This window comes from Alteromonas gilva (genome assembly GCF_028595265.1).
In the GTDB taxonomy this organism is placed as follows: Bacteria; Pseudomonadota; Gammaproteobacteria; order Enterobacterales; family Alteromonadaceae; genus Alteromonas; species Alteromonas gilva.
Genome location: NZ_JAQQXP010000001.1, coordinates 555,549 through 580,598, shown reverse-complemented (window position 1 = coordinate 580,598; position 25,050 = coordinate 555,549). Strand labels below are relative to the sequence as shown.

17 protein-coding genes are annotated in these 25,050 nt (G+C 50.2%); 7 read left to right on the top strand and 10 right to left on the bottom strand.

The annotated features are described in order from the left end of the window. Positions 1-72: 72 nt before the first annotated feature. Positions 73-2,238, top strand: coding sequence for a TonB-dependent siderophore receptor (locus OIK42_RS02675; RefSeq protein WP_273638155.1), 2,166 nt, complete (start codon positions 73-75; stop codon positions 2,236-2,238). Between the two features lie 74 nt (positions 2,239-2,312). Here OIK42_RS02675 and OIK42_RS02670 read toward each other — a convergent pair whose 3' ends face one another. Together OIK42_RS02670 and OIK42_RS02665 are read right to left on the bottom strand one after the other, a co-directional pair. After that, a complete protein-coding gene (locus OIK42_RS02670) occupies positions 2,313-3,365 on the bottom strand; it encodes a M48 family metallopeptidase (protein WP_273638153.1) in 1,053 nt (350 codons plus the stop codon). A gap of 5 nt (positions 3,366-3,370) precedes the next feature. Then, positions 3,371-4,546, bottom strand: coding sequence for a YjgN family protein (locus tag OIK42_RS02665; RefSeq protein WP_273638152.1), 1,176 nt, complete (start codon positions 4,544-4,546; stop codon positions 3,371-3,373). A 262-nt stretch (positions 4,547-4,808) separates the two neighbouring features. On the opposite strand from OIK42_RS02665, the gene OIK42_RS02660 reads away from it, so the two are divergent. Together OIK42_RS02660 and OIK42_RS02655 are read left to right on the top strand one after the other, a co-directional pair. After that, on the top strand, positions 4,809-5,672 hold the full coding sequence (locus OIK42_RS02660) for an ABC transporter ATP-binding protein (RefSeq protein ID WP_273638151.1): 864 nt from the start codon (positions 4,809-4,811) through the stop codon (positions 5,670-5,672). Further along, positions 5,660-8,884, top strand: coding sequence for a M1 family aminopeptidase (locus tag OIK42_RS02655; protein ID WP_273638149.1), 3,225 nt, complete (start codon positions 5,660-5,662; stop codon positions 8,882-8,884). The genes OIK42_RS02660 and OIK42_RS02655 overlap by 13 nt, the downstream gene beginning before the upstream one ends. Before the next feature lie 132 nt (positions 8,885-9,016). Here the strand turns inward: OIK42_RS02655 and OIK42_RS02650 are convergent, their stop codons facing one another. The 3 genes from OIK42_RS02650 to pckA all read right to left on the bottom strand — a co-directional run bounded on the left by OIK42_RS02650 (position 9,017) and on the right by pckA (position 13,659). Beyond that, positions 9,017-10,249 (bottom strand): glycoside hydrolase family 5 protein, encoded by a 1,233-nt coding sequence (locus OIK42_RS02650; RefSeq protein ID WP_273638147.1) that lies wholly within the window; start codon positions 10,247-10,249, stop codon positions 9,017-9,019. A gap of 40 nt (positions 10,250-10,289) precedes the next feature. Further along, positions 10,290-11,894 carry a glycoside hydrolase family 43 protein gene (locus tag OIK42_RS02645; RefSeq protein WP_273638145.1) on the bottom strand — a complete coding sequence of 535 codons (1,605 nt, stop codon included), beginning with the start codon at positions 11,892-11,894 and terminating at the stop codon, positions 10,290-10,292. A 154-nt stretch (positions 11,895-12,048) separates the two neighbouring features. After that, on the bottom strand, positions 12,049-13,659 hold the full coding sequence (gene pckA, locus OIK42_RS02640; RefSeq protein WP_273638144.1) for a phosphoenolpyruvate carboxykinase (ATP): 1,611 nt from the start codon (positions 13,657-13,659) through the stop codon (positions 12,049-12,051). A gap of 568 nt (positions 13,660-14,227) precedes the next feature. Here pckA and budC point away from each other — a divergent pair. Beyond that, the gene (gene budC, locus OIK42_RS02635) at positions 14,228-14,995 is read left to right on the top strand and encodes a meso-2,3-butanediol dehydrogenase (RefSeq protein ID WP_273638142.1); all 768 of its coding nucleotides are present in this window, start codon (positions 14,228-14,230) and stop codon (positions 14,993-14,995) included. Between the two features lie 170 nt (positions 14,996-15,165). Here budC and OIK42_RS02630 read toward each other — a convergent pair whose 3' ends face one another. From OIK42_RS02630 to tkt, 4 genes are all read right to left on the bottom strand, one after another. Continuing rightward, complete coding sequence (locus OIK42_RS02630) at positions 15,166-17,652, bottom strand: excinuclease ABC subunit UvrA (protein ID WP_273638141.1); 2,487 nt, start codon at positions 17,650-17,652, stop codon at positions 15,166-15,168. Positions 17,653-17,803: 151 nt separating this feature from the next. Then, complete coding sequence (locus OIK42_RS02625) at positions 17,804-18,499, bottom strand: SDR family oxidoreductase (RefSeq protein ID WP_273638139.1); 696 nt, start codon at positions 18,497-18,499, stop codon at positions 17,804-17,806. Positions 18,500-18,527: 28 nt separating this feature from the next. Next, the gene (locus OIK42_RS02620) at positions 18,528-19,079 is read right to left on the bottom strand and encodes a type 1 glutamine amidotransferase domain-containing protein (RefSeq protein WP_273638137.1); all 552 of its coding nucleotides are present in this window, start codon (positions 19,077-19,079) and stop codon (positions 18,528-18,530) included. A gap of 379 nt (positions 19,080-19,458) precedes the next feature. After that, positions 19,459-21,456 carry a transketolase gene (tkt, locus tag OIK42_RS02615; protein ID WP_273638135.1) on the bottom strand — a complete coding sequence of 666 codons (1,998 nt, stop codon included), beginning with the start codon at positions 21,454-21,456 and terminating at the stop codon, positions 19,459-19,461. 415 nt (positions 21,457-21,871) lie between these two features. Here tkt and OIK42_RS02610 point away from each other — a divergent pair, with 415 nt between their 5' ends. The 3 genes from OIK42_RS02610 to OIK42_RS02600 are packed head-to-tail and all read left to right on the top strand — an operon-like array spanning position 21,872 to position 23,632. Next, positions 21,872-22,216 (top strand): hypothetical protein, encoded by a 345-nt coding sequence (locus tag OIK42_RS02610; protein WP_273638134.1) that lies wholly within the window; start codon positions 21,872-21,874, stop codon positions 22,214-22,216. A gap of 13 nt (positions 22,217-22,229) precedes the next feature. Then, on the top strand, positions 22,230-23,165 hold the full coding sequence (locus tag OIK42_RS02605; RefSeq protein WP_273638133.1) for an SPFH domain-containing protein: 936 nt from the start codon (positions 22,230-22,232) through the stop codon (positions 23,163-23,165). Between the two features lie 5 nt (positions 23,166-23,170). Continuing rightward, positions 23,171-23,632, top strand: a complete 462-nt coding sequence (locus OIK42_RS02600; protein ID WP_273638131.1) for an NfeD family protein — start codon at positions 23,171-23,173, stop codon at positions 23,630-23,632. A gap of 57 nt (positions 23,633-23,689) precedes the next feature. On the opposite strand, the gene OIK42_RS02595 is transcribed toward OIK42_RS02600, so the two are convergent. Continuing rightward, the gene (locus OIK42_RS02595; protein ID WP_273638129.1) at positions 23,690-25,030 is read right to left on the bottom strand and encodes an MFS transporter; all 1,341 of its coding nucleotides are present in this window, start codon (positions 25,028-25,030) and stop codon (positions 23,690-23,692) included. Positions 25,031-25,050: the final 20 nt, after the last annotated feature.

Below are 25,050 nucleotides of genomic sequence, written 5' to 3'. Positions count from 1 at the left end.
CACAGTAGTTGCATTCAAAGAGACAATGAATATAATAATGCGAACTATTATCATTTACCTTACAGGAACAGCATGAAGTACCACGCGATCTACTTTGGTTTAGCCTCAGCACTCATTCTCACGCCTTCTCTGGCCATCGCACAATCCACTCCGGACGACAAGGACATCGAAAAGCTAACGGTGAGTGGCGATCGCATGAGCGGCTATCTATACAAAAAAGCCGATGATGTATCCCGTTTAGATCTCGATATTAAAGATTTACCCCAGTCAATCAGCGTGATTGGCGAAGAGATGATCGACGACTTTGCCCTCAATAATGTTAACACCGTGCTTGATACGGTAACCGGCCTGAACGTAGAAGAAGTGGAAACTGACCGCACTTATTACACTGCGCGCGGCTTTGACATTACCAATTTTCAGGTAGACGGCCTTGGCTTACCGGTACTCAGCGGTAACGTACATGGTGACGTTGATACGGCCATATACCAAAAGGTAGAGGTGCTGCGCGGTGCCAATGGCATGATGACCGGAACCGGTAGCCCCTCGGCAACCATCAACTATGTACGCAAGAAACCCACTGAAAATACTCAAATTTCGGCTCGTGCACAGTTGGGCAGCTGGAGCGCCAAACGCCTGGATGTAGACGCCTCAGTGCCATTGTCTGATAAAGTTGGTGCCCGCGTCGTGGTCGCCAAAGAAACCAAAGACTCCTATCTGGATCGCTACGAGCTCGATAAAACGGTGGCTTACGGCGTAATAAGCGCCGCGCTCACCGACACCACGGTGCTCACCGTGGGCGCAAGTCAGCAAACCAGCGACGCCAAAGGGAACATGTGGGGCGCACTCACCCTCTATTATGCCGACGGCACGCCGACTAATTTTGATACCAGCACCAATACCGCTGCCGACTGGTCTAACTGGGATGTCACCGATACCCGTTACTTTGCCTTTCTGGAGCAGGAACTGGGTGCCGGTTGGTCGTTAAAAGCCGACTATACCCGCATTGAAACCGACGAAGACTCAGAGCTGTTCTACACCTACGTGAGCCGTGACCCGGACACCGGCACCACACTGCTCGACCCTACTACAGGCCTTGGCTTAATTGGTTATGGCAGTGAATACGATTTGGACGACCAGCACGATTATGCCGATATTTACGTTAACGGTTCATTTGATGCCTTTGGTCAGTCGCACGATCTGATGTTTGGCGCCAGCTACGCCAAAGTGGCTTACACCGATACCTCGCTTTACGATTTTCATACTGGTAATGGCTTCCCGCTGCTACCGGCAATGGAAAACTGGACCGGTGACACCCCCTTCCCGGAATTCACTGACGGTGAAACCGGCAGTGATGTTGAAGAAAAACAAACTGCCGCGTATTTTGGTGGTAACTTCGCGCTTACCAATAAGCTGTCGCTGCTGGCCGGTGGTCGCTTTAACAATGTCGAGGTTAACGGGATTTCTTATGATATCGATGAAACCCTCGATGAAAATGCCTTTGTGCCCTACGCCGGACTGGTTTATGCCATTACCGACAGCATTAACAGCTACGTAAGCTACACCGAAGTCTTTACGCCGCAAACCGAACGTAACGCTGACTTTGAGCGCATTGACCCGATTACCGGCGAATCAAAAGAGATCGGCATTAAAGCATCGTTAATGGACGATAAAGCACTACTGACAGTGGCCTATTTCGATATTGATCAGGTCAATGTAGCGGTCGCCAATGGCTTTGCTCAAAACCCGGTATCCGGTGTTGAAGAACAGGTTTATCGCGGTGCTGACGGTCTTAACTCAAAAGGTTGGGAGCTTGATTTAGCCGGCGAACTATTACCCGGCCTGCAAACCAATCTGGGCCTGACCGTGTTTGATATCACCGGCGATCAACTGGTGTCAGATTACACCCCGGAGAAGCTGGTCAATATCAATGCCACCTACCAGTTCCAGTCAATGCCGAAATTTAAGGTAGGTACTTCTATACGCTGGCAGGAAGCCACCTCGCGTAATGTTGGCCCGGTACCCGCCGCGTACGCCAATGCCGGAGAGGACATTGTTATCGAGCAGGACGCCTATGCGCTGGTGAATCTGATGGCAAGCTATGCGGTAAACGACAGCATTACCATTACGGCTAATGTGAATAACGCCACCGACGAGAAATACCTGAAGTCACTGTATTGGGAACAAGGCTATTACGGTGCGCCGCGCAACTATTTGTTGTCACTGACCTGGGCTTACTAACCCAGCAGAGGGCAAACATCGCATAACGCATTAGTTCTACAATGGGAGGCTGCAGCCTCCCATTTTTGCTTTCTTTAGTAATGACGTTGCTGTGCCTCACGCGCGCGCTTAATACGCTCTTGCAACAACGGGTGAGAACTAAAAAAGTGATCACTTTGACTATCAGGCGGCAGTGCCGCAGCAATCTTACTCATAGCACTGGCAAAGGCTTTGGGCTCAATATCAAATTTAGCCCCTTGTTCCAGCGCAAAGCCGTCGGCCTCCCATTCTAAACGCTGTGAATACTGATTTTGTACTACTGTTCCTGACACCCCCATAAAGAGTTCTATCAGGCCACTAACGTCGCCAAAGAAATAGGTAATAATGAGTGTTGTCGCAAGCGATTCGGCCACCAGTCGCATTGAGTGATTGTGTTCAACATGGCCTATTTCATGTAATAAAATAGCGTGTAAATCACTCGACTCGGTGCCCATCAATTCGATGATGTCGTCGGTAAACACAATGGTGCCATCCGGCAATGCAAATGCATTAGCCCCCATGGTGTCAGTTTGCCGGAATAAAACCTGATAACGCCGACCGTCCCGACTGTATGCTGCCAACAGTGGCGAAAAAGAGGCCCTTATTTTATTGACGGTTTCATCGGGTAATGTCGACGCCGATAAAACAGTACGATCCAGTACTGCCAGTGTATGCCTCGATGTCACCTCCGTTAATGAGTCCGGAACAAAGTCAGCAAAGGTAATAGCCAGTGCTGGCACCATATATTTAAAAATACCAAACAACAATAACGGGGATAGCACTATGCTCGCCACCAGCCAGACCCGACTGGTCTCAAGTTTGAGCGCCACATTTTCTATCGACTGTTTACTGCCAGCGGGGGTATCCAACCAATGATTAAGGTTTTCGTCAGCTTCGATATTTAGCAAGTCTTTACTCGGTAACACAACTTCGCGTGGCAGGTTTGCGACTTTGCTGGCAACCGAAATTTCGTCACGTTTGGCGCGGGCATATTGCGTAACGCCATCATCTGACAATACCAATAAACCATTTCCTGAAAGCGTCACCTGAACCGGCTGATAGCCCGCGCTACCGGCAAAATACAATGTCCCCTTGCTGTATGTCGGCATAATAACTATCCTAACGCCACATCGATATCGAAAGCAGTCGCCACTTCATCAGCAGTCGAACTGGCAGTTTGCTCTGGTGTGGCAATGACCGTATCGATTCCGGGCAGTATATTTACCTGTGTATGCGCGGCATAAAAGTGCGCAGCTCTGATTTTCGCCCACGGAATCGCCAGCCCCAGAGAGCACACTATTGCAAGCAGATTAACCACCCGCAATGCCAGTAATCCCTCTACCGGAACATCAGAGCCAAAAGTGGCTGCTCCATCAAGCTTACTCACTGCGTAAATATGATTTCTCACCACCGCATGATAAATACTGCTACTGACAGCAAACACCGCCACATATAGCAGGAACATCATGACGATTGTTATCCCATTAGCGAATGGTACTGCGCCTTCGCCATTGCCAACCATGTTAGAGATCAGCGCCAGAACGCCAACATAACCGATGACCACTGCGGTAAAAGCAGCAGCATAACCGGAAGCAAAATAAGGGGTGTTACGTAATGATGTGCTGAATTTTTGGTTGCCAAAGCTGGTGTTATTGACAATGAACTCATCCATCTTTTTAAGCGCCCAGGGCAACGCAAGATATAAGGTAAACAGTGTCAACACCGGAAAAATCAGAAATACCAGCAGCGCCTTCAGGTATGTGCCGGTAAACGCAAACCTCACATTTCGGTAGCCGGTCATTTTAAGTGTGAAATTAAGACTCTTACACACCAGCCACGGCGATAAAAACATTAAAGCAGTTGCCATCAGCAGGCTGGCAAACGGACTCAATGTGGATGCCAGTAAGTATAAGGCGAACAATACAACAGCAATCACCCTGCCTTTCAGAATTTGCAGGGGAGCAGCTAAATATGTAAAGCGGTGGCCGTCGACGGATGTATGGCCGTAGAAGTAACGGTTGGTACGCACTTTCGCCCACGCAGAATAGATCCCCAGTGTCGCAATGCTGAGCAATAAGTTCACAATCCAAATTGAAAAGAACTCACGGGTATTGCCCGAAAATATTACTTTGCAGGGACGTCCTTGTTCAGGTTCACCTGCTGCCGACTTAGCGGTAATCAACCGGTCGAGTTCGGCGACGTTATCGGGGTAAGCGTCTTCGTTAATGCTTTGGCGGGCACTGAGTAATTCCTCTAAGGAATAATCAGAATAATCAATTGAGCTGGCCATGAATTCTCCCTGGCTATATTTTGCACTCCATGCATGAATATTCATTAAATGCTAAATACACGCCATGGTCAATGCCCTTTAAATGCGATTTTCGCTCTGGGCCTGTTCATACAAATCACGACATAAGCTCGCCTTCATCACTACTTACGGGCGCCGTTGTGCCGTTTATCATCAAACCCTGACTGTTGGTCATTGACAACTTTGCCACTCCCCTCGCCTTGGTTAGGTTGCAGTATTCACATACCCAGCAGTCAAGGTTCCTATGCTCACCCTTAACAACATCAGTAAAACCTACTCCGACGGCACTCTGGCGTTAAACGATATTAGCTTGTCGTTACCCGCCGGCATGGTCGGGTTACTCGGCCCAAACGGCGCAGGTAAATCCACGTTAATGCGCACCCTGGCCTGTTTACAGACGCCTGATAAAGGTCAAATTACGTTTAATGGCATCAATGTGCTGGCATCTGCCCAGTCATTGCGTCAGCAACTGGGATATCTGCCACAGGCGTTTGGCGTGTATCCGCACATGAGTTGTGTGGCGCTACTCCATCATATCGCAGCATTGAAAAACATTCCCCGCCCACAAGCGGCAATACAGATTGAAGAGTTGCTGACACTCACCAACCTCACCCGCGCAGCGGGCAAACGGGTGAGTACCTTTTCTGGTGGCATGCGCCAGCGCTTTGGCATTGCCCAGGCACTGCTTGGCGATCCGACCCTGATTATTATGGACGAGCCTACCGCGGGGCTTGATCCGATGGAGCGCCAGCGGCTACACAGTATGTTGATCACCCTCAGCAAAAATAAGCTGGTACTGTTATCAACCCATATTGTCGAAGACATAGAAAACCTCTGCCCACACGCCGCCATACTAATGCAAGGCAGCATTGTCGACAGCGGTCCAATGGCACATCTTATCGCGCCCATGGCAGATAAAACCTGGCAAACATCGCGGCGTCCATCAACCGGCCTGTTACTCGGCGAGTGCTACCACTTTGGCAGCCCTGAATGGCGGGTTTATCATGCCTGCGCGCCCGACAAACACGCCCGGCCCGTTCAGGCCACCTTACAAGACCGTTACTTCTTTGAACTGGCCCAGCGAGAGAAGCCACCATGCTTATCCTAAACGAATGGCGACTGTTTGCGCGCCAGCCTATGGTGTGGTTATGCATACTGGCATTTACTGTTTTTGCTGCATTGCTGGTGCAGGGCGTCAGCGTAGACAACATCCTCCTTGTAAAGCGACTCACCATGCTTAATGCCACCCTCGTTATGCTCGCCATGCCGATAGTGATCGCAGCATTAACGCCGCCCTTACTGCAACGCGACCGGTTAAGTGCCATGCATGAACTTATTGACGTCACCCCGACCACTCTATTTCACCGCCGTCTCAGCCGGTTTATTGCTTTTTTAACCCTGATTACTTTTATTTGTATGGCGGGGGCTGTCGCACAATTAGTGCTACTCACACAACACCCGCTGTTTAATGCTTCGGTTGTTACCACCGCGGCACTCAACCTGTTGGTCATTGTCATCCCGGCCTGTGTGTTATTTAGTACAGTTGCCATGTATCTGGTGCTGCATGTGCGCAGTGCGCTGCCGGTGTATGTGTTTTTTGCACTGTGCTGGACGGGTTATGCTTTGTTGAGTTCCATCAATGGCTCTCCCATACTGGCCGGTAGTAAAGTGGTCAACCCGGCACTTTTTAATGCAATGCTGTACCTCGACCCACTGGGTTTTACCGCCATTTTTGAACAATTCGATACCGGTCAGGCCAACTGGCAACCCAGCTTGGTCGTGCTGATAAATGGCATAATCTGGCTGGTTGTCAGTGCCGTACTACTAAGGCTTTTCCTGACTGCCCGCGCCGTTGAAAACAGCGAAAGTTCAACACGCACCCCGTTACACCCCGGCTTATTGCAGGTGATGAAACGCATTACCAGGGGCAGTAAAAACAATTCAACATCCTCTGCACCACACGAGGTGACTTACTCTTCTTTTGTGACCCTTATTGTGGCTGCTGTGCAAACCATCATGTATGGCCGGGCTTTTGCGCTCATTCTGGCAATTTTTGCGTCAATTGTGTTCACCGAAGTGATCTCCGGGCTTGAGTATGCAGAACCGATGGCGCAGCTTGAACCCACCAGCTCAGATGCGCTTAATCGTGTGGTGTGGGATATGCTGCCCTTTACCGGGTGCGTGTTGATGGCGCTCTGGAGCTGGCAGCTTGGCTGGCAAAATCAGCGCCATGACGCCGCTGAAATTATTGCCGCAACGCCGGTGAGAAACGCCCAATTAATTGGCGCACACCTACTTGCACTCAGCGTGGTATGGTTCATCCTGGTCGTGACTACCGGTGTTGCGGTTATGGTAGCGCAGGGGTTGGCCGACAGCCTGATACAACCTTCTGCGTACTTCACCATACTGTTGCTGAGTGGCCTGCCGGTTTTACTCTTTGGCTACCTGTGCACAGCGGCCCATCATCTGCTGAACAGCCCCATCAAGGCAGGCGGCTTATGCTTGTTATTCCTGCTGGTTAAGTTTACGCCATTGCCGGCACTCGCTGGCATCATGCACCCGCTGCTGGATATCGCCGGCACACCACTGCAACCGGCCGATCACCTGATTGGCTTTAGCAGAAGCATGCACACGTTTATGCCTTACATTAGTCTCTGGGCGGGTGTCATTCTTTGGCTGTTGATTATCGCCAGCATAATCAGTCACCGCGGGACTGGTTTATTGCTACACCGTTGGCGATATCTGCCTGTGCCCGGTTGGTTGTGCCTGGGCGCGGCCGTCGTCGCGCTATGCGGTTTTCATCTGGCCTTAAAGCAAGAAAAGCCGCACATGACGCCTGATGCGCGGCAGGCTTTCAGAGCCAGCTACGAAAAGCAATTTGGTCAATGGGCACAGCGTGCCCAGCCGATAATCACCCATATTGATGCCGCTGTCGACTTTTTCCCTGAACGGCGCTCCGCGACTCTGGCCTTCACCCTGCAGCTGACTAACACCAGTCAGGTGCCAATTACCGAAGTGCTCATCGGCAGTCACTATCAATTTGTACCCCAGCGCATTACGCTGCAACAGGCAAGGCTTGTCAGTCAGGATAACCACCTCCATCAACAGGTGTTTGCACTCAATAACCCTTTGCTACCCGGTGCCTCACTGCAACTGGAGGCAAGCATGCGTGTGGACGGACAAAAAATGTGGCTGCCATCGGCCCATCAGATACTCCTCAACGAGTTTAGCTATTTACGGGGTATCCCGTTGCTGCCTTATGTCGGTTTTGTGCAGCAGTTTACCCTGCGCGATAAGGCGCAGCGCATCGAACATGGTCTGCCGCCTTTGGCATTGCCCACACCCACCGCCTTCGCAACGGCGAGGCCAGCCACCGAGGCCGGCTCCCATCCGGTTACAGTAAGGAGCATCGTTTCCACACCAACGGATCAACTCGGGCTGGCACAAGGCCGGCTGATTAAAACATGGCAACAGCAGGGCCGCTCTTATCGTGAATATGATACGCAGCGGCCTATCCGCAACATTCCGGTTTGGATGGCAACAACCGCAACGAGCAAACCAGACACCCTGGCAATAGCAGATCAAAGCGTTAAGCTGAACTTTGTTAACCTCACCGATAATTCTGCCAGTAATGCGTTAGTGCAAGTTGAGCAGGTGCATACCCAGGCAGTAAGCGACACGCTTGAATGGTTTGCCCAACATCTCACGCCTTATCCCTATGCACAATTATCCGTGGTATTTACGCCTGAGTTCGGCCCCAGTGGCTATGCGTTGCCACAACTGATATTGCTCAGCCACCGTCTGGCCGTGCGTGCCAAGCCCTCTGCCGAGGCAGGCTTTGACCAGCGCTACCGGCGCATGGTGCACGAAACCGCTCACCAGTGGTTTGGCCATACCCTTGGCTACGGGGTTAACGCCGATGGTTCGTTCTTAATTGAATCGCTCGCTAAGTACGCAGAGCTGGTGATGGTGGAGCAGCGTTTTGGTAAGGCTACTATGCAGGCTTTGGTCGACTACGAGCGCCACCGCTATCAGCATTATCTGCGCGGCAATCTCACTGCAACAGCGGCTATTATAGATGCCACCAGCAATGCTGATGTGTATTCCCGCGCGACACTGGTGTTTGCGCAATTAAGAGAGCTGGTGGGCGATGAGAAAATCACTGCGGTATTACGCGACCTGCTACAGCGCAATAAGCCAGGTACCCACAGCGTGACATCATTTGATTTTGTTGATTTGCTAGTGGCGCAAACGCCGCCAGAGAATAAACAGGCGGTAACAGACTTGCTGCTCAGCAGTAATGTACAACCACTGCTGTAAACATAACCAGCGGCTTGCTCAATCTGCAAGCCGCTTTAAGAAAGGCAGCGTTCAAAGCTGCTTTATAATGAAAACCAGATAATCTGACAGTGCCCTCTACTACGCAAAATTTGTCAAAATCGCTTTTGCTCTTTACAAGTCTGCCCCAGCCATCAAGGCATCGATGGTTGTCTTATCCACCACTGCCAGCGCATCTCTGTCGAACAATCCACAAGCAAATTGACCAGTACCGCCATTATCCCAATAAAAAGGCACCATTCCGTTGGCAAGAGCCTGTTGGGTAACATAGCGATGAAAGTAAGCGCGGGAGGCCAGATGGCGCTCTAGTTGTTTACCGTCCAGTTGACCCGTTCTTCGCGTGGCACAAAATTCACCCAGAATAACCGGTATGTTGTTATCAACAAACTGTCGTTTCATTAAACCAAAAAATTGATCAACGGTGGCTTCTTCTCCCCAGGTCGCATTGCGCTCAGGGTTAGTAGAAGAGTGATAGTCTTTGCCCCAGTAAAAAAATTGCTTGCCCCAGTCCTCATCCTTTTCCATCAGGGCAAACTGATAAGGCGTATAATAATGAACCTCCATCATCAGGCGGTCATCAACACTGTCATGCGGCATGTTTTGCCACAACTGATGGGTGAGCTCTATGTCTGTTTTTGGTCCTTGCACAGCCAATACACGGTAGGCATTTTTGCCGCCAGTGGCGCGGACGGTGTCAACAAAGGTCTGATGATAAGACAGCAGGACGGCTTGCTGCGCCGCATTCTCAACATGCGGCTCATTGGCACTGGCAAATATCACATGCTCATCAAAGTCGCGCAGCGCTGTGGCGATTTGCTGCCAGTAGGCTTTTTGTCTGGCGTTAACTTTATCGTGTTTCTCTGGCGTAATATTGTTTTCCAGCCATCCACCATCCCAGTGAATGTTCACTATGACGTACAAGTCAGCATCAACAATTGTTTGCACCACTTCTTTCACGCGCGCTAACCATGCACTGTTGATTTCAGCGGTGCGCTGACTGGCATACTGATCCCACGCCACCGGTAAGCGAATCGCTTTAAATCCACTTTCTTTGACTAACTGAATTAACTCGCGTGACACCTCAGGGTTACCCCAGGCGGTCTCGCCGCCGGAGGCTTCCATGGTATTGCCCACATTCCAGCCCAACCTCATGCTGGCAGCAAGTTGCATGGCTGTGCTTGGCATGCCGGCAGGATCAGGCGCAACAGGTTGGGTATTGTAATCAGGGTACAGTGTGGCACTGTCGGTATTAGCCGTTGCAGTGGACGCAATGTCGCCCTTTCCGACACAGCCTGTCACCAACAACATCATAATCAGCAATCCATTTAACGCATAGATACGGCGCATTTTCTACTCCAATGAAAAGGGCATAGTGTGACTGTGGTAGTTACATTTGCTTATATTTAAATGAATGGTACGTTGCCTTCGATAACGACGCTTTTCCGCTGCCTGTGGCATACATCCCCACATATGTACCGCTGAAACCGCCCACGGTTTCTGAACTTAGGTAGCGGGCGCTCACCGTTTCGACAGCTTGTTTAACTTCTCCCTGCTGAAAACTGAAGGTAAAAGATTCCCCCTTGCTCTCTACTATCAGAGTCACTTTACCAGGAGCTAATCGGAACGCCTCAGAGGTATAGGTAATGCCACCAAACATAAATTCAGCCTGGACGTAACGATGCCCCTGCTTATTAACAACGTTAAGATCGAAATGCGTACCGTTGTTCATCAGCGTTAAACCGGCTTTTTCGTTATCACCTTGAGGCATAAAATCCATCACCGTACTGGCATAAAATGCGGGGTGTTGAACCCGCCGGCCAATAAAGCTCACGCCTTGCTGATGCGCATTTCCCAACTCATATGCACTACCGGTGAGGGTTAAGGTGCCCGTCGCTGGATCATGATGGACGGCATCGGCACGGGGAGCCTGCACAGTGTTCCATTCAAAACCCAAAGGTTGTGAAAAGGTGACGTCAGCAGAAGCTGCGGGGAGCGGACTTAAAGGCAGCGTAGGGACACGCATTTGTGGGGTAATGGTGCCATTACCATTGACCTGCGGCCAGCCATACTTAGGCCAGTCCACCGGCGCAAGGCTAGTCTCTCGACCAAGCGTATGGTGCACGCCTCCGGGCACCAGCGAGCGATAGCCATGAAACAACATCCACCATGAACCGTCATCTGCCTGCACCATATCGCCGTGACCGAGCCCCTGAATCGGGTTTTGCTGACCAGCGCGATTAACATGGGTCAGTATCGGGTTGGCAGGGTTACTGTAATAAGGCCCCGCAATATCGTGACTGCGGGCAATGGTAACCGAATGCGCTTCTTCCGTTCCCCCCTCGGCGGCCATTAGGTAATACCAGCCATCCTTTTTGTAAATATGCGGCGCTTCTGCATAGCGCCCACCGGTTGTCGCCCATATAGCCCCGGCATCATTGATGACTTCGCCGGTGTGGGGGTTTATCTCATATAAATGAAACTCAGAATTAGCCACATACACCTTACCATCATCATCAAAAAACAGGTCCGGATCGATACCTGGAATGTCAAGCCAGACAGGTTTCGACCACTGACCAGCCGGATCGGTGGCGGTCATAATAAAATTGCCACCATACCCAACATTAGTGGTGATGATATAAAACAGACCGTCGTGAAAACGAAGCGTCACGGCAAAGATGTTTACCCCACTGGGTAACTGCTCCGGGCGGGTAACCACGTGGCCTATCTGCTGCCAATTGACAAGGTCACGACTGCGAAATACCGGGATAGCAGGAAAGTACTCAAACGTACTCGATACCATGTAAAAAAAGTCGCCGACTTTAACCACACTGGGATCCGAATAAAAACCGGGTAGCACAGGATTATTAAAGGTAACTGGCTCACTGTGATCAACCCCGGCGGCAAATGGGTTACCGGGTGTAATGGCGGCTATCGAAGCACCACAAAAACAACTCATCAACAGGACAAATAAGATGGGGGCAGTTGGACTCATTACGCTGCGCAAAAGTATTTCCCGACAAACGAAAATTCACATAAGGTTAACATTGATAGCCGCGAGAAAATGTTTACCATTTTATGTATTGTCTTTACGAGATTGAACAACACCTACATTGAGTCAGTAGCTCCCCCCACTGCGCTTTGGGCAGTTAAAGCCGGGGCCCGGCTTTAACCAGCGCCTTGCCTTGTTCCGTACCGGTGAATTTAGCAAAATTTTCAATGAACAGGCCCGCCAGCTTAGTGGCTTTTTGTGTCCATTCTGCGCGGTCACTGTAGGTGTCCCGTGGATCGAGAATGCCACTGTCAACACCGGGTAAGGCTGTGGGCACACTCAGGTTAAAAATTGGCAGGGTATGGCACTTAGCCTGTTCTATTGAGCCATCCAGAATACGGTCGATGATGGCACGGGTGTCTTTAATGGAAATGCGCTTACCGGTGCCATTCCAGCCAGTATTCACCAGATACGCAGTGGCTCCGGCGGCGGCCATTTTAGCGACTAACTCTTCACCATATTTAACCGGGTGCAGGGTTAAAAAGGCTTTGCCAAAGCAAGCAGAAAACGTTGGCGTTGGCTCGGTAATGCCGCGCTCTGTACCGGCCAGTTTAGCGGTAAATCCGGATAAAAAATGATACTGGGTTTGTGCCGGGTCGAGTTTGGCGACGGGCGGTAACACCCCAAAGGCATCAGCGGTTAAAAATATCACTTTGCTGGCATGACCACCGCGCGATACCGGCTTAACAATATTATCGATATGATAAATCGGGTACGATACGCGGGTGTTTTCTGTCACGGAGTGATCAGAGTAATCCACCACGCCGTTGTCATCCACTGTCACGTTCTCAAGCAATGCATCGCGACGGATAGCCTTGTATATATCCGGTTCACTGTCGGGATCAAGATCAATGGTTTTCGCATAGCATCCCCCTTCAAAGTTGAAGATACCCTGTTCGTCCCAGCCATGTTCATCATCACCGATAAGGCGCCGTTTAGAATCGGTCGACAAGGTGGTTTTACCGGTGCCTGACAAGCCAAAGAAAATGGCAACGTCGCCATCGTCCCCCATATTGGCCGAGCAATGCATGGCCGCCATATGTTTAAGGGGCAAATAGTAGTTCATCATGGCGAACATGCCTTTTTTCATTTCGCCGCCATACCAGGTACCACCAATGATCTGCATTTTTTCGGTCATGTTAAATACGGTAAACACTTCTGAGTTTAAGCCCTGTTCCTGCCACCTGGGGTTGCTGGTTTTGGAGCCATTAAGCACAACAAAATCGGGCTCGCCATATTCAGCCAGCTCTTGCTCAGTAGGCCGGATAAACATGTTCTTTACGAAATGCGCCTGCCAGGCAACTTCAACAACAAAGCGCACTTTCATTCTGGTATTTTCATTGGCGCCGCAAAACGTATCGACCACGAACAAACGTTTAGCCGATAACTGCTTGCTCACCAAGGCTTTTAGATCCTGCCATACCTCTGGCGACACAGGCTTATTGTCGTTATGGGCGGCGCTACTATCCCACCACAGGTGCTCTTTACTTACGTCATCGAACACGATGTACTTGTCTTTAGGGGAACGGCCGGTAAACACGCCGGTACTCACCGCCACGGCCCCCGATTCGGTAACCACACCGCGTTCAAAGCCACGCAGGTCGCCGCGTGTCTCCTCTAAAAACAGCTGTTGGTAACTGGGGTTATAAACAATGTCGGTAACATCAGTAATACCGTACTTAGCAAGTGTTTCAACAGAAATGGACATGATCTTTCCTCCGTGAACGCGCAATTGAAGTAGACTCAGACAATATCGATTCAGCCTGGCCCTGAGGGTGTACTGTGTTGAATTTGACCACAAACTATCCGCAATTAAGCTCAGTTTATGCGACAACTCTACCCTGTTTACACATACATTATATTGATGTGCATCAGTGTAGGGGTCGCAATCGCGCGCCAGAAGGCTGTGGTTTGCGTCCTGAATACAGCAGTTAAGCAATAAAACCTCAATAGGTATTACGCCAGGGCCGGTTTATAATACAGGCACCTTTCGTTATGAACGCAGGTTAGTTATGGTGGCACAACGCGCATGAATTATGCCTGGCGTTGCCTGTCCTGACAGCTACCCGCCGAACAGGTAAATCATACATAACCCGGATGCCTTTTACTTTCATCAACGTGCAAGACAACAATGACCAGCGCACGTAGCGCATTGCAACCTGTCGTACTTTCAACACTTTACATGAACCGGGTATCATAACGAGACGTAACTATCCGGGCAGGAATCAATCTATACCGGGTTTAGTAACCGGTACAACGAACTTACAGGAGTCACTATGTCTGAACAGCAAAAAGTTGCCATCGTTACCGGCGCAGGCTCTGGGATTGGTGCGGCCACCGCACTATTACTCAGTCAGCGTGGATATCGGGTGGTACTCAATGGCAGAACCGAAAATAAACTCGAACACACTGCCAGCCAAATGGCCAGTGGCACGGCGTCAGTTAAGACCGGCGATGTGTCAAAAGAAAATGACGTTGCCGCACTGATAGAACATACCATAACACAGTTCGGGCAACTTGATTTATTAGTTAACAATGCGGCCATTGCAGCATTTGAGCCCATCGACGGCTTTAGCGTTGAAGATTGGGATCAACAAATGAACATTAATGTTCGCAGCGTGTTTTTAATGACCAAAGCCGCGCTGCCTTATTTGCGCGAATCCAAAGGTAGCATCGTCAATATTTCTTCTGTTTCCGGCATTGGCGGTGACTGGAATGGCTTTTGTTACAACGCTTCCAAGGGTGCCGTATCTAATTTCACCCGCGCGATGGCGCTGGACTTAGGGCCACAAGGCGTGCGTATTAACGCTGTCGCGCCCAGCCTCACCGATACCGACATGGCCGCCGACGTCATCAACAACCCCGACGTAATGGCGGCGTTTAAGCAGCGTCTGCCGATGGGCCGTGCTGCCAGGCCGAGCGAGGTGGCATCGGTCATTGCCTTTTTAGCCAGCGACGACGCACGCTTTGTCAATGGTGCGATTATTCCGGTTGACGGTGGCTTAAGCGCCTCAAACGGCCAGCCCAATTTAGCTGGCGGTTAGCCTGTGTATAATTCAGCGTTGGTGCGCCCACCAGCGCTGTAAAGCGCTCACATTTTATAGCAGGTTGTTCAATACAGATTTGTAAAACGTACCGCAAGAGTGGTCATGCCTTAAGCAACTTTGTGGCGTGCAGGGTTTGTTAACACAGAGAGCCGCTAGTCTTAGTCGCCTCAAGCAATGAAGGGAGCAGTTTTACTGTTCACGCAACGTGCCACCTGAGCTGGCGTGCCTTGAGCAACTATTTTTCCGCCTGCTTCACCAGCATCGGGGCCTATATCAATAATATAATCGCTGGCCGCTGCAACCTGCATATTATGTTCTACCATAACCACACTGGATCCCTCTTCCACCAGCGTATTAAGGTGCTCCATCAGTAAACTGATATCTGCAGGATGCAGGCCGGTGGTGGGTTCATCCAGTACATAAAGCGTGTTCTTTTTTTCGGCGCGCTTTAGTTCGGTAGCCAGCTTTATTCGTTGCGCTTCTCCACCAGACAACTCGGTCGCCGGTTGCCCTAGCCGTAAATAGCCCAACCCCACTTTTATCAGCACATCCAGCGCCCGACACACAGCCGCTTCGTTGGCAAAAACTTCACGGGCTTGGTCAACGCTCAGTGCTAAAACATCAGCAATGGAAAGCCCCTGCCATTTTACCGCCAGCGTCTCTTCGTTGTATCGCTTCGTCTGGCATACAGAGCAAGGGGAATAAACACTGGGCATAAACAACAGCTCTACCGATACAAATCCCATTCCTTCGCAGTTAGCGCATCTTCCTTTTGCGACATTAAACGAAAAGCGCCCCGCATCGTAACCTCGCTGCCGGGCTCGTGATGTGGAGGCAAATAGTTTTCGAACATGGTCAAACAGCCCCGTGTAGGTCGCTAAATTTGAGCGCGGTGTTCGACCAATCGGCGCCTGATTGACCACGACCAAACGCTTTATCCTTTCCATACCACTGGCAATATAGCCACCTACGGGCTTTTCTTCGTTACTTTCTAATAACGTCGCTTCGGTGATATCGGTTTTATCTTCTTTGCTTGTACCAATCGCATCTTTGACTAATTCCACCAGTGCATGACTTACTAAACTGGACTTGCCGGACCCGGATATGCCGGTAACGGTAGTAATCGTGCCCATTGGAAAATCGCAGTCGAGACCATCTAGATTGTTTTTATGTATCGCTTTGAGAGAAAGCCATCCCTGAGGAGCGCGATTGTGCTGCTTAAGTGGCGGGGTTTGCTCGAAAAGATAGCGGGAGGTGATGGACCCCGAAGCTTCTTGCAACTGCTCTGCAGGCCCGCTAAAAACTAATTCGCCACCCTTTGTTCCAGCATCCGGACCTATATCTACAACCCAGTCAGCATGCCGTATAACGCGCAAATTATGCTCTACAACAAAAACGGTATTACCCGCTTCAACAAGATTATCAAAGGCGGTGAGCAGCGCATTAATATCATGAGGGTGAAGGCCGGCCGACGGCTCGTCCATAATATACACGACACCAAATAATTTTGATTTTAGCTGGGTAGCCAGTCGCAACCGCTGTAATTCACCAGCCGAAAGTGTAGTAGTGCTTCGCTCCAGTGAAAGATAGCCGAGTCCGAGCGCAATGATAGGTGCAATACGGGTAACGATATCATTGGCAATGTTGCGAATAACAACCGCACGTTCGTCAGTTTGCTGCGCGACCGAATCAAGTAATACGTTAAGTCGCGCAACAACATCTGTTAATGACAGGCGGGAAAAAGCGCTGATATCTAGTCCGCAGAGCTTAACGGAAAGTGCATTCTTTTTGAGCTTTTTACCCTCACACTCTGGGCACACTGTAACATTAAGATACTGAGCTACCCGTTGTTTTGCCTTTTCTTTTTGAGACGTTTTGAACGTCTCCAGCACATGGCGCCTCGCACTTACAAATTTGCCTTTATAACTTCCGGGCTCTTCTTCCTCTTTGGCTTTTCGCGTTTGAGCCAGATTGTAATTTCTGTAAACCGGTACTTGTGGTGTGTCATCTGTGAACAAAATCCATTCGCGAGTGGATTGAGTCAAATCCTGCCAGGGTATGTCTACGTCGATGTCTAGTGACAATAATACTCTGACTAAATTTTTACCTTGCCAGGCTCCCGGCCATGCAGAAACGGCTCCCTCTCTGATAGTCAGTCGGGTATCGGGCACTAGTTTGTCTTCGGTAACATCGAATACAGAACCAATACCATGGCATTGCTCACAGGCCCCTTCTACCGTGTTGGTTGAAAAGCCATCTGCGTAAATAATGCTTTGCCCTGGGGGGTAATCGCCAGCTCGGGAATAAAGCATACGTAAACTGTTAAAAATGGTGGTAATGCTCCCCACTGTCGACCGAATGGAAGGAGCGCCCCGATGCTGATGGAGTCCAACTGCTGGCGGCAAGCCTTCAATGCTGTCTACGTCAGGCTTTTCGATTTGATCGATTAACCGGCGGGCATAAGGTGAAACGGAATCTAAGTAGCGATGCTGGGCTTCAGCGTAAAGGGTGGCAAATGCCAACGATGATTTGCCGGAGCCAGACACTCCGGTAAACGCCACTATTTTATTTCTGGGGATATCAACACTTAAATCTTTGAGATTGTGCACGCGGGCACCACGTACCTGTAGATGCCCGTCACTCTTTCTTGTCATATCATCTCCACTGCACAATAAGTCTGACTTCAGCGTTATACAAAAAGTCACTGCAAATAAAAAAGCACCTTACTATTACTGCTTACTTTTACCAGTAACCCTTTGGCGCTGAATAGCAGTGATCTGGCTCGTCGATTCTATTCCCATGCATTCAATCATTTGGCATCACATAGACTTCCCTGACGCAGGCGGTCTTGCTACTCGACAGCGCATAAAGTACGGCGTCAGCAATGTCTTCAGGGGCAAGTTTGTCCTCTTTGGGTTCGTCAAAAAAAGGCGTATTGACCATGCCCGGGCAAATGGTCGTGCATTTGCCGCCCCACTCACGCATTTCTTCCGCGAGGTTCTGGCCAAATCCATAGGCAAACCACTTACTGGCACCGTATACCGAACCTTTCAGCGCTATCCGGCCAGCTACCGAACTGGTCAGCAGAAAGTGACCCTGACGCTCTTTGAGTAGCGGCAGACTCGCTTTCGCCGTGTACAGCAGGCCATTCACGTTCGCACCAAGCATGTTCTGCCAGTCGTCGACGTCACCATTTTCGATGCCAGCCTTTTTAGCGCCTGTCCCCGCATTAGCAAATACGCCATCAACGCGACCGTAATGGTCAGCGATTTTCTTAAACGCGTCGCTAAGCCCGTCATAGTCGCTCACATCGGTTGTAACGGCGTAAGCTCTGTCATCACCAAGCTGTCCAACCAGCTCGGTCAGTTTGTCCTCACTGCGGGCCAGCAGGGCTACCTTGTAACCCTCTTTTACTAAGCGCTCAGCCGTTGCTTTACCAATACCACTGGATGCGCCGGTGATCACAATGACTTTTGCGTCGTTGGTTTGTTGTTTGCTCATTGGTACTCCTGATTCTGTGTGGTTAATACTACGCCACGAGTTCGCTGATTTTCGCAACAAAGGCAGGAATATCATCCGGATTGCGGCTGGTCACAAGCTTGCCATCCTGCACCACTTCTTTATCCTGCCAGTGGGCACCTGCGTTTGTCAGATCAGTTTTAATGCTGGGGTAAGAGGTAACACGGCTGTCATTGGCCAGCCCCGACTCAACGAACAACCAGGGGCCGTGGCAAATGGCCCCGATTGCTTTGATTCGCGGCGCAGCATGCGCCTGCTGAATAAAGCTTACCGCCTCTTTATTAGCGCGCAGAATATCCGGATTAATTTGCCCGCCCGGCAACACTAAAGCATCGTAATCGCCCGGCTCAGCCGTTGACACCTGCGCATCAACTTTGACTTTGTCACCCCAGTTATCGGTGTCCCAACCAGTGATTTCACCTTGATCGTCGATAGACAAAATATCAACCTCAGCGCCCTGTGCGGTGAGCATTTTTTTTGGTTGGACTAATTCACTTTGCTCAAAGCCGTTAGTGGCCAGAATAGCGATTCTTTTGTTGTTAAGGTTTTGCGTGTTAGTCATAGTGACATCTCCTTTTCTGAATGCGTGACAAGCATTTACTCACGCACACTTGCATCTCGTACCCGGGAGATACTGCAATTACCAAACCATCATCAAAAAATGCGTAAAGTATTGTTTTTATATGCTTTATTTGAATTCAATGCCAGCGTAGGAAAGCAGTGTACAGGTGACATTTGCAAACGCCATGAAGCTTTTACAAAACCCGATTGGTTGTTTATCCCTATCAGGATGAGGCAGTGTGGCCGGAATGGCCGGTGAGTGAATGTTGCCGGATCGTCACGGCACGATTGACAAATGTTAATCCGGAAAACAAAAAACGGTGCTGAAGAGCACCGTTTTTTATAAACAATAAGCAGGTTAAACCTGCCCTTGCATTAATTTATGCCAGTAACGCTGATGCCTTAGCAACCACGTTATCAACATTAAAGCCGAAGTGATCAAGCAATACGCCACCTGGTGCAGATTCACCAAAGGTTTGCATACCTACAACATCACCTTCAAGACCTACATACTTGTACCAGAAGTCAGTGTGCGCCGCTTCGATAGCCAGTTTTGGCACACCGGCAGGCAATACTGATTGCTTGTAAGATACCTCTTGGGCGTCAAACTGCTCAGTACTTGGCATAGAAACAACACGAACCGCAGTTCCGGCATCCGCCATCTTGGCTGCTGCATCCATGGCCAGGCCAACTTCAGAACCGGTAGCAATAAGGATGATGCTTGGTGTACCAGCACAATCTTTTAATACATAGCCGCCTTTTGCCACGTCGGCCACCTGGCTTTCGCTACGCGCCTGGGCTTTAGTGCCCTGACGGGTAAATACCAGCGCCGTTGGGCCTTCTTGCTTAATTAATGCCTGACGCCATGCCTCGGCTGCCTCTACCGCGTCGCAAGGGCGCCATGTAGTCAGATTAGGCGTTAAACGCAGGTTAGCAAGTTGCTCAATAGGTTGGTGAGTCGGGCCGTCTTCACCCTGACCAATCGAGTCATGGGTATAGACAAAGATTGATTTGGCTTTCATCAGCGCCGACATGCGTACCGCGTTACGGGCGTATTCCATAAACATCAGGAAGGTGGCACCAAAGGGTACAAAACCGCCATGCAGCGCAATACCGTTCATAATGGCGCTCATACCAAACTCACGCACGCCGTAGAATACGTAGTTACCGGCAGCATCTTCCTGAATACCTTTGGCATCTGGCCATAAAGTCAGGTTTGAACCGGCGAGATCTGCCGAGCCACCAATAATTTCAGGTAACTGCCCGGCAAAGAAGCCAATGGCATTTTGTGATGCTTTACGCGTCGCGATGTCAGCCATATCCGCCTGACACTGGCGAATAAAGGTATCGGCCTTTTCGTTCAGATCAGCAGGCAGTTCCTGCTTAATGACCCGACGTTCAAACTCTTTTGCCAACTCAGGGTACGCCGCCGCATATTCAGCGAACTTAGCTTCCCACTGGGTTTGCGCCGCAGTGCCTTTTTCTTTGGCATCCCATTGTGCATAAACCTCATCAGGAATTTCAAAGGCTGCATGAGACCAACCCAGTTCTTTACGTACTTCAGCGATTTCATCATCACCAAGCGGCGCACCGTGGCAGTCGTGGCTGCCCGATTTATTTGGCGAACCAAACCCAATAATGGTTTTACAGCAAATCAGGGTAGGCTTGTCAGTGACTGACTGCGCTTCTTTGATAGCGGCTTGCAGAGCGGCTTCGTCGTGACCGTCAACGTCTTTGATCACGTGCCAGTTATACGCCTCAAAGCGCGCTGGCGTGTTATCGGTAAACCAGCCTTCTACTTCGCCATCGATAGAAATGCCATTGTCATCCCAGAACGCGATCAGTTTGCCCAGTTTCAGTGTACCGGCTAATGAACAGGCTTCATGCGAGATGCCTTCCATCAGACAGCCATCACCCAGGAAGCAGTAAGTAAAGTGATCAACAATATCAAAGTTGTCGCGGTTAAACTGGGCGGCCAGCGTTTTCTCGGCAATTGCCATACCCACTGCATTCGCGATACCAGCGCCCAGAGGGCCGGTCGTGGTTTCAACGCCCGGTGTATAACCGTATTCCGGGTGACCCGGAGTTTTAGAGTGCAACTGACGGAACTGCTTTAGTTCTTCAATTGGCAGGTCGTAACCACTTAGGTGCAAGAGTGCATACTGCAGCATGGATCCGTGTCCGTTAGACAGCACGAAGCGGTCGCGGTTTGCCCAGTCAGGGTTGGCCGGATTATGTTGCAGGAATTGTTGCCACAGTACTGTAGCAATATCAGCCATACCCATTGGCGCACCTGGGTGGCCTGATTTGGCTTTTTGTACAGCTTCTACCGCTAACATGCGGATGGCGTTGGCTGAGACTTTTGTTGTTGCTGACATGAGTGTTAAGACCCTTTGTTACTATTATAATATAAATGATACGGCGAAGCGGCAGTGAAACACAACCGGAAAGTTAAAAAAAACCAATTTTGTAAACCAATATTTAACAACCCTTTCATTTGGCGGCAATAAACCGCCACTTTTATGAGTTATTGGGTCATAAATACTGGTTACAACCGTCGATAACTGTCACCGTCAGTGATGCATTGGGACATGTTCCCCTTTTTTGCCGGGGTAAACGCGACACTATGCATCCACTTAAAAGCTTCATATTCTCATCAGGAGCGCTTGTCGGTAACACCACGAATGCAAAGTCTAAATGCTAAAGGAGTATTCGTTAAAGAATATGACGACGCAATTACTTTTTTTACTGACCCGTTAAATTTTGACCTTATTGCAAATGAAGTGCAACAAAATGGCCAGCCCCGGCGGGACTCAGGTGCCCGGCGACTCATCCGTTACCGGTATATTGCCTGGTCCGGCTGGCAGCAAATCACACGTTATCGCCTTGGGTAAACAAGCCGGTGATGTGCTGATAACGCTGCTGCATATCTGCATCCACAATCGATTATCGTTGAGTATATCGAATCTACTCGCAATGAGCCATGCGACACTGTGGCTACCCCCACCTGTTTACACTTTAAATAACGCGATGTACCGCGGCGGTTGCCAGTATGCTGAAATCTGTTCCTTTATTAAAAATCAGGGGTATACTTTTGAAGCGGTGATTGATTTCGTTGTGACGCCGCCACAACAATAAGAGGGCCTTAGCCATGGAAATACTGTTCGACTATATCCTCACCCCAGAGTTATTTATTCTGATTTTGGTGGTGATAATAATCAAATCTTCAATCAAATTTGTACCGCAGAACCGCGCTTACCTCATAGAGCGGTTTGGAAAGTTTCAGTCAACGAAAGAAGCCGGCCTAAATTTTATTGTGCCCTTTATTGATCGGGTTGCCGCCGATCGCTCCTTAAAAGAGCAAGCCGTGGATGTGCCTGAACAAAGCGCGATTACCAAAGATAATATTTCATTGCATGTCGACGGTGTCTTGTATTTTCGGGTACTTGATCCTTATAAGGCCACATACGGTGTAGACAACTACGTATTCGCTGTCACCCAGCTGGCCCAGACGACCATGCGTTCAGAACTGGGTAAAATGGAGCTGGATAAAACCTTTGAAGAACGCGATCAGTTAAATACCAATATTGTTACTTCGATTAATGATGCCAGTGGCCCCTGGGGTATTCAGGTATTGCGCTACGAAATAAAAGACATCGTGCCGCCTAACTCGGTCATGGAGGCCATGGAAGCACAGATGAAGGCGGAGCGGGTTAAGCGGGCGCAAATCCTCGAATCCGAAGGCGACCGTCAGGCGGCTATTAACCGTGCCGAGGGTGCCAAGCAGTCAGTGGTACTGGCTGCTCAGGCCGATAAAGAAGAGCAGGTGCTGCGCGCCGAGGGTGAGGCAAAGGCTATTCTGGCTGTCGCCGAAGCGCAGGCTGAAGCGCTGCGCAAAATTGGTGAAGCAGCCGATACCGAAAAAGGTCAAAAAGCCATTCAGCTGGATTTGGCTACTAAAGCTATCGAAGCCAAGCAAGCCATTGCCAAAGAGTCGTCTATTGTGTTGTTACCCGATAACGCCACCGACGCGGCCAGCCTGGTGACACAAGCCATGGCAATCATCAATAAAATGAACAAAGAGTAACGCATATGGAATGGATTAACGACAATATCACCACCGCTTTAGTCGTGACCGGGTTGCTGTTATTAATCATTGAAGTTGCGGTGCTTGGCTTTGCCACTTTTGTTCTGTTTTTTGTTGGTATTGCGGCATTGGTTACGGCGTTGGTGTTTTACCTCAACCTGTTGGAACCTACCTATCTGAATGCGTTTTATAGCTGTGCGCTGTTTACCGCTCTCGCGGCGTTGGTGTTATATAAACCACTCAAAACCATGCAACAACAGGTAGAAAAAAAGTCAGTAGCCGGTGACTTCACCGGACTGCGCTTTCGCCTGGCTGAAAGCGTTGGACCGGCGGCGCCGGGTAAATATAAACATTCGGGGATCACCTGGAATGTCCTCAGCAATCAACGCATCGAAGCGGGTGCCGAGGTTGAAGTGGTTAATGCCGAGGTGGGCACCTTTCATGTCGAGCCTGTGTCGGTAAGCTAAGTGATATCGCTCGCACAATGCGCTGTTGTGCGGGCTTTTTAATGCCGCTTTTAAGCCCTACCAGTGCTTTATCAGGGCGCGGGTTTGCAGCTCGTCAAACTCACTGTTTACTTTCAGGTAGAGCTGACCTTGCTGTGCATCGTATGCAAGTTCCACCACGCCTTTTTGTTGAGCCACCTGGTCTAATTGCCCGCTATCGGGCTCATCAATTTCGGCCACATTGAGCACCACCCGCTTTAACTTAATGTCACAGCGAATGCCGGCCACAATGAGACACCACAACAGCGCAATCACAACCCCACTGTAGTAGGCGGCGGCTGGCCCCATTTGCTTTGTCACTGCCCCCGAAAGCACGCCACCAAGAAAGGCGCCAAAGAACTGAAAACTGGCATAAATGCCCATTGCCGTGCCTTTTTGACCGGCCGGGGCAATACTCGACAATAGCGCCGGAAAATTTGCTTCCAGATAATTAAAACCGGTAAAAAAGATAAGTACACCAGCGGCCAGTAGCCACCAATTGTTGGTGGCAACAGGAAACACAGCAAACGCCGTGCCCAGCATTACCACCGCAGCCAGTAGCATAGCCCGGGGTGTCCGGCCACGGCTGCTGCGCATCATAAGCGCCAACAAGGCCACCGAAATGAGTAACACCGGGAGATAGAGCGTCCAATGGCTGCTCAGCGGTATATCAAGTGCAACCAGTGTAACCGGCAGTTGCACAAATAGCAGCGTGATCATCATGTGCAATAGCATTACGCTTACGTTTAAACGCCATAAATCAGCTGACGTAAACAGCTGCCAGACCTGCTCCAAACGTGGCAGCGTATCGGCATTTACGCGCTGCGGGCTATCAGGAACTGCCCACTTCACCAGTGGCAGGCAGGTAACAGCCAGAATACCGGTCACCCAAAAAATGCCGGCTAACCCCCAGGCATTGGCTATGAGCGGGCCAAGTACCACCGCAATGTAAAATGAAAAGCCAATGGCAATGCCAATAATAGCCATGACTTTGGCCCGCTGTTGTTCGCGGCTAACGTCGGTGGCAAGCGCCATAATGGCACCGGCAATGGCGCCAGCGCCCTGCAGAATTCGCCCTGCTACCAACCACCACATGGAGTCGGCCAGCGCCGCCACAATGCTGCCCAGGGCAAACACCGACAAGCCCAGCAGGATAACCGGTTTTCGGCCCCATTTATCCGACAGCATCCCCATAGGAATTTGCAGCGCCGCCTGAGTTAAACCATAGCCACCAATGGCCACGCCTACCAGCAGCACAGAATAGTCGTCAAAGCCGGTCGCTGCCACAGCCAGTACCGGCATGACCATAAATAACCCCAGCATTCTTAAAACGTATACAATGGCTAACGTTAACGCGGCACGGACTTCTGTGGCATTCAAGGTGCTATCTTCTCTGTTAT

Bases quoted from the DNA above. Each gene is read 5' to 3' on its own strand.
- OIK42_RS02645 (WP_273638145.1), bottom strand. From the start codon at position 11,894: ATGAGTCCAACTGCCCCCATCTTATTTGTCCTGTTGATGAGTTGTTTT.
- OIK42_RS02670 (WP_273638153.1), bottom strand. From the start codon at position 3,365: ATGCCGACATACAGCAAGGGGACATTGTATTTTGCCGGTAGCGCGGGC.
- OIK42_RS02630 (WP_273638141.1), bottom strand. From the start codon at position 17,652: ATGACAAGAAAGAGTGACGGGCATCTACAGGTACGTGGTGCCCGCGTG.
- tkt (WP_273638135.1), bottom strand. From the start codon at position 21,456: ATGTCAGCAACAACAAAAGTCTCAGCCAACGCCATCCGCATGTTAGCG.
- budC (WP_273638142.1), top strand. From the start codon at position 14,228: ATGTCTGAACAGCAAAAAGTTGCCATCGTTACCGGCGCAGGCTCTGGG.
- OIK42_RS02600 (WP_273638131.1), top strand. From the start codon at position 23,171: ATGGAATGGATTAACGACAATATCACCACCGCTTTAGTCGTGACCGGG.
- OIK42_RS02650 (WP_273638147.1), bottom strand. From the start codon at position 10,249: ATGCGCCGTATCTATGCGTTAAATGGATTGCTGATTATGATGTTGTTG.
- OIK42_RS02660 (WP_273638151.1), top strand. From the start codon at position 4,809: ATGCTCACCCTTAACAACATCAGTAAAACCTACTCCGACGGCACTCTG.
- OIK42_RS02625 (WP_273638139.1), bottom strand. From the start codon at position 18,499: ATGAGCAAACAACAAACCAACGACGCAAAAGTCATTGTGATCACCGGC.
- OIK42_RS02675 (WP_273638155.1), top strand. From the start codon at position 73: ATGAAGTACCACGCGATCTACTTTGGTTTAGCCTCAGCACTCATTCTC.
- OIK42_RS02605 (WP_273638133.1), top strand. From the start codon at position 22,230: ATGGAAATACTGTTCGACTATATCCTCACCCCAGAGTTATTTATTCTG.
- OIK42_RS02620 (WP_273638137.1), bottom strand. From the start codon at position 19,079: ATGACTAACACGCAAAACCTTAACAACAAAAGAATCGCTATTCTGGCC.
- OIK42_RS02610 (WP_273638134.1), top strand. From the start codon at position 21,872: ATGGCCAGCCCCGGCGGGACTCAGGTGCCCGGCGACTCATCCGTTACC.
- OIK42_RS02665 (WP_273638152.1), bottom strand. From the start codon at position 4,546: ATGGCCAGCTCAATTGATTATTCTGATTATTCCTTAGAGGAATTACTC.
- OIK42_RS02655 (WP_273638149.1), top strand. From the start codon at position 5,660: ATGCTTATCCTAAACGAATGGCGACTGTTTGCGCGCCAGCCTATGGTG.
- pckA (WP_273638144.1), bottom strand. From the start codon at position 13,659: ATGTCCATTTCTGTTGAAACACTTGCTAAGTACGGTATTACTGATGTT.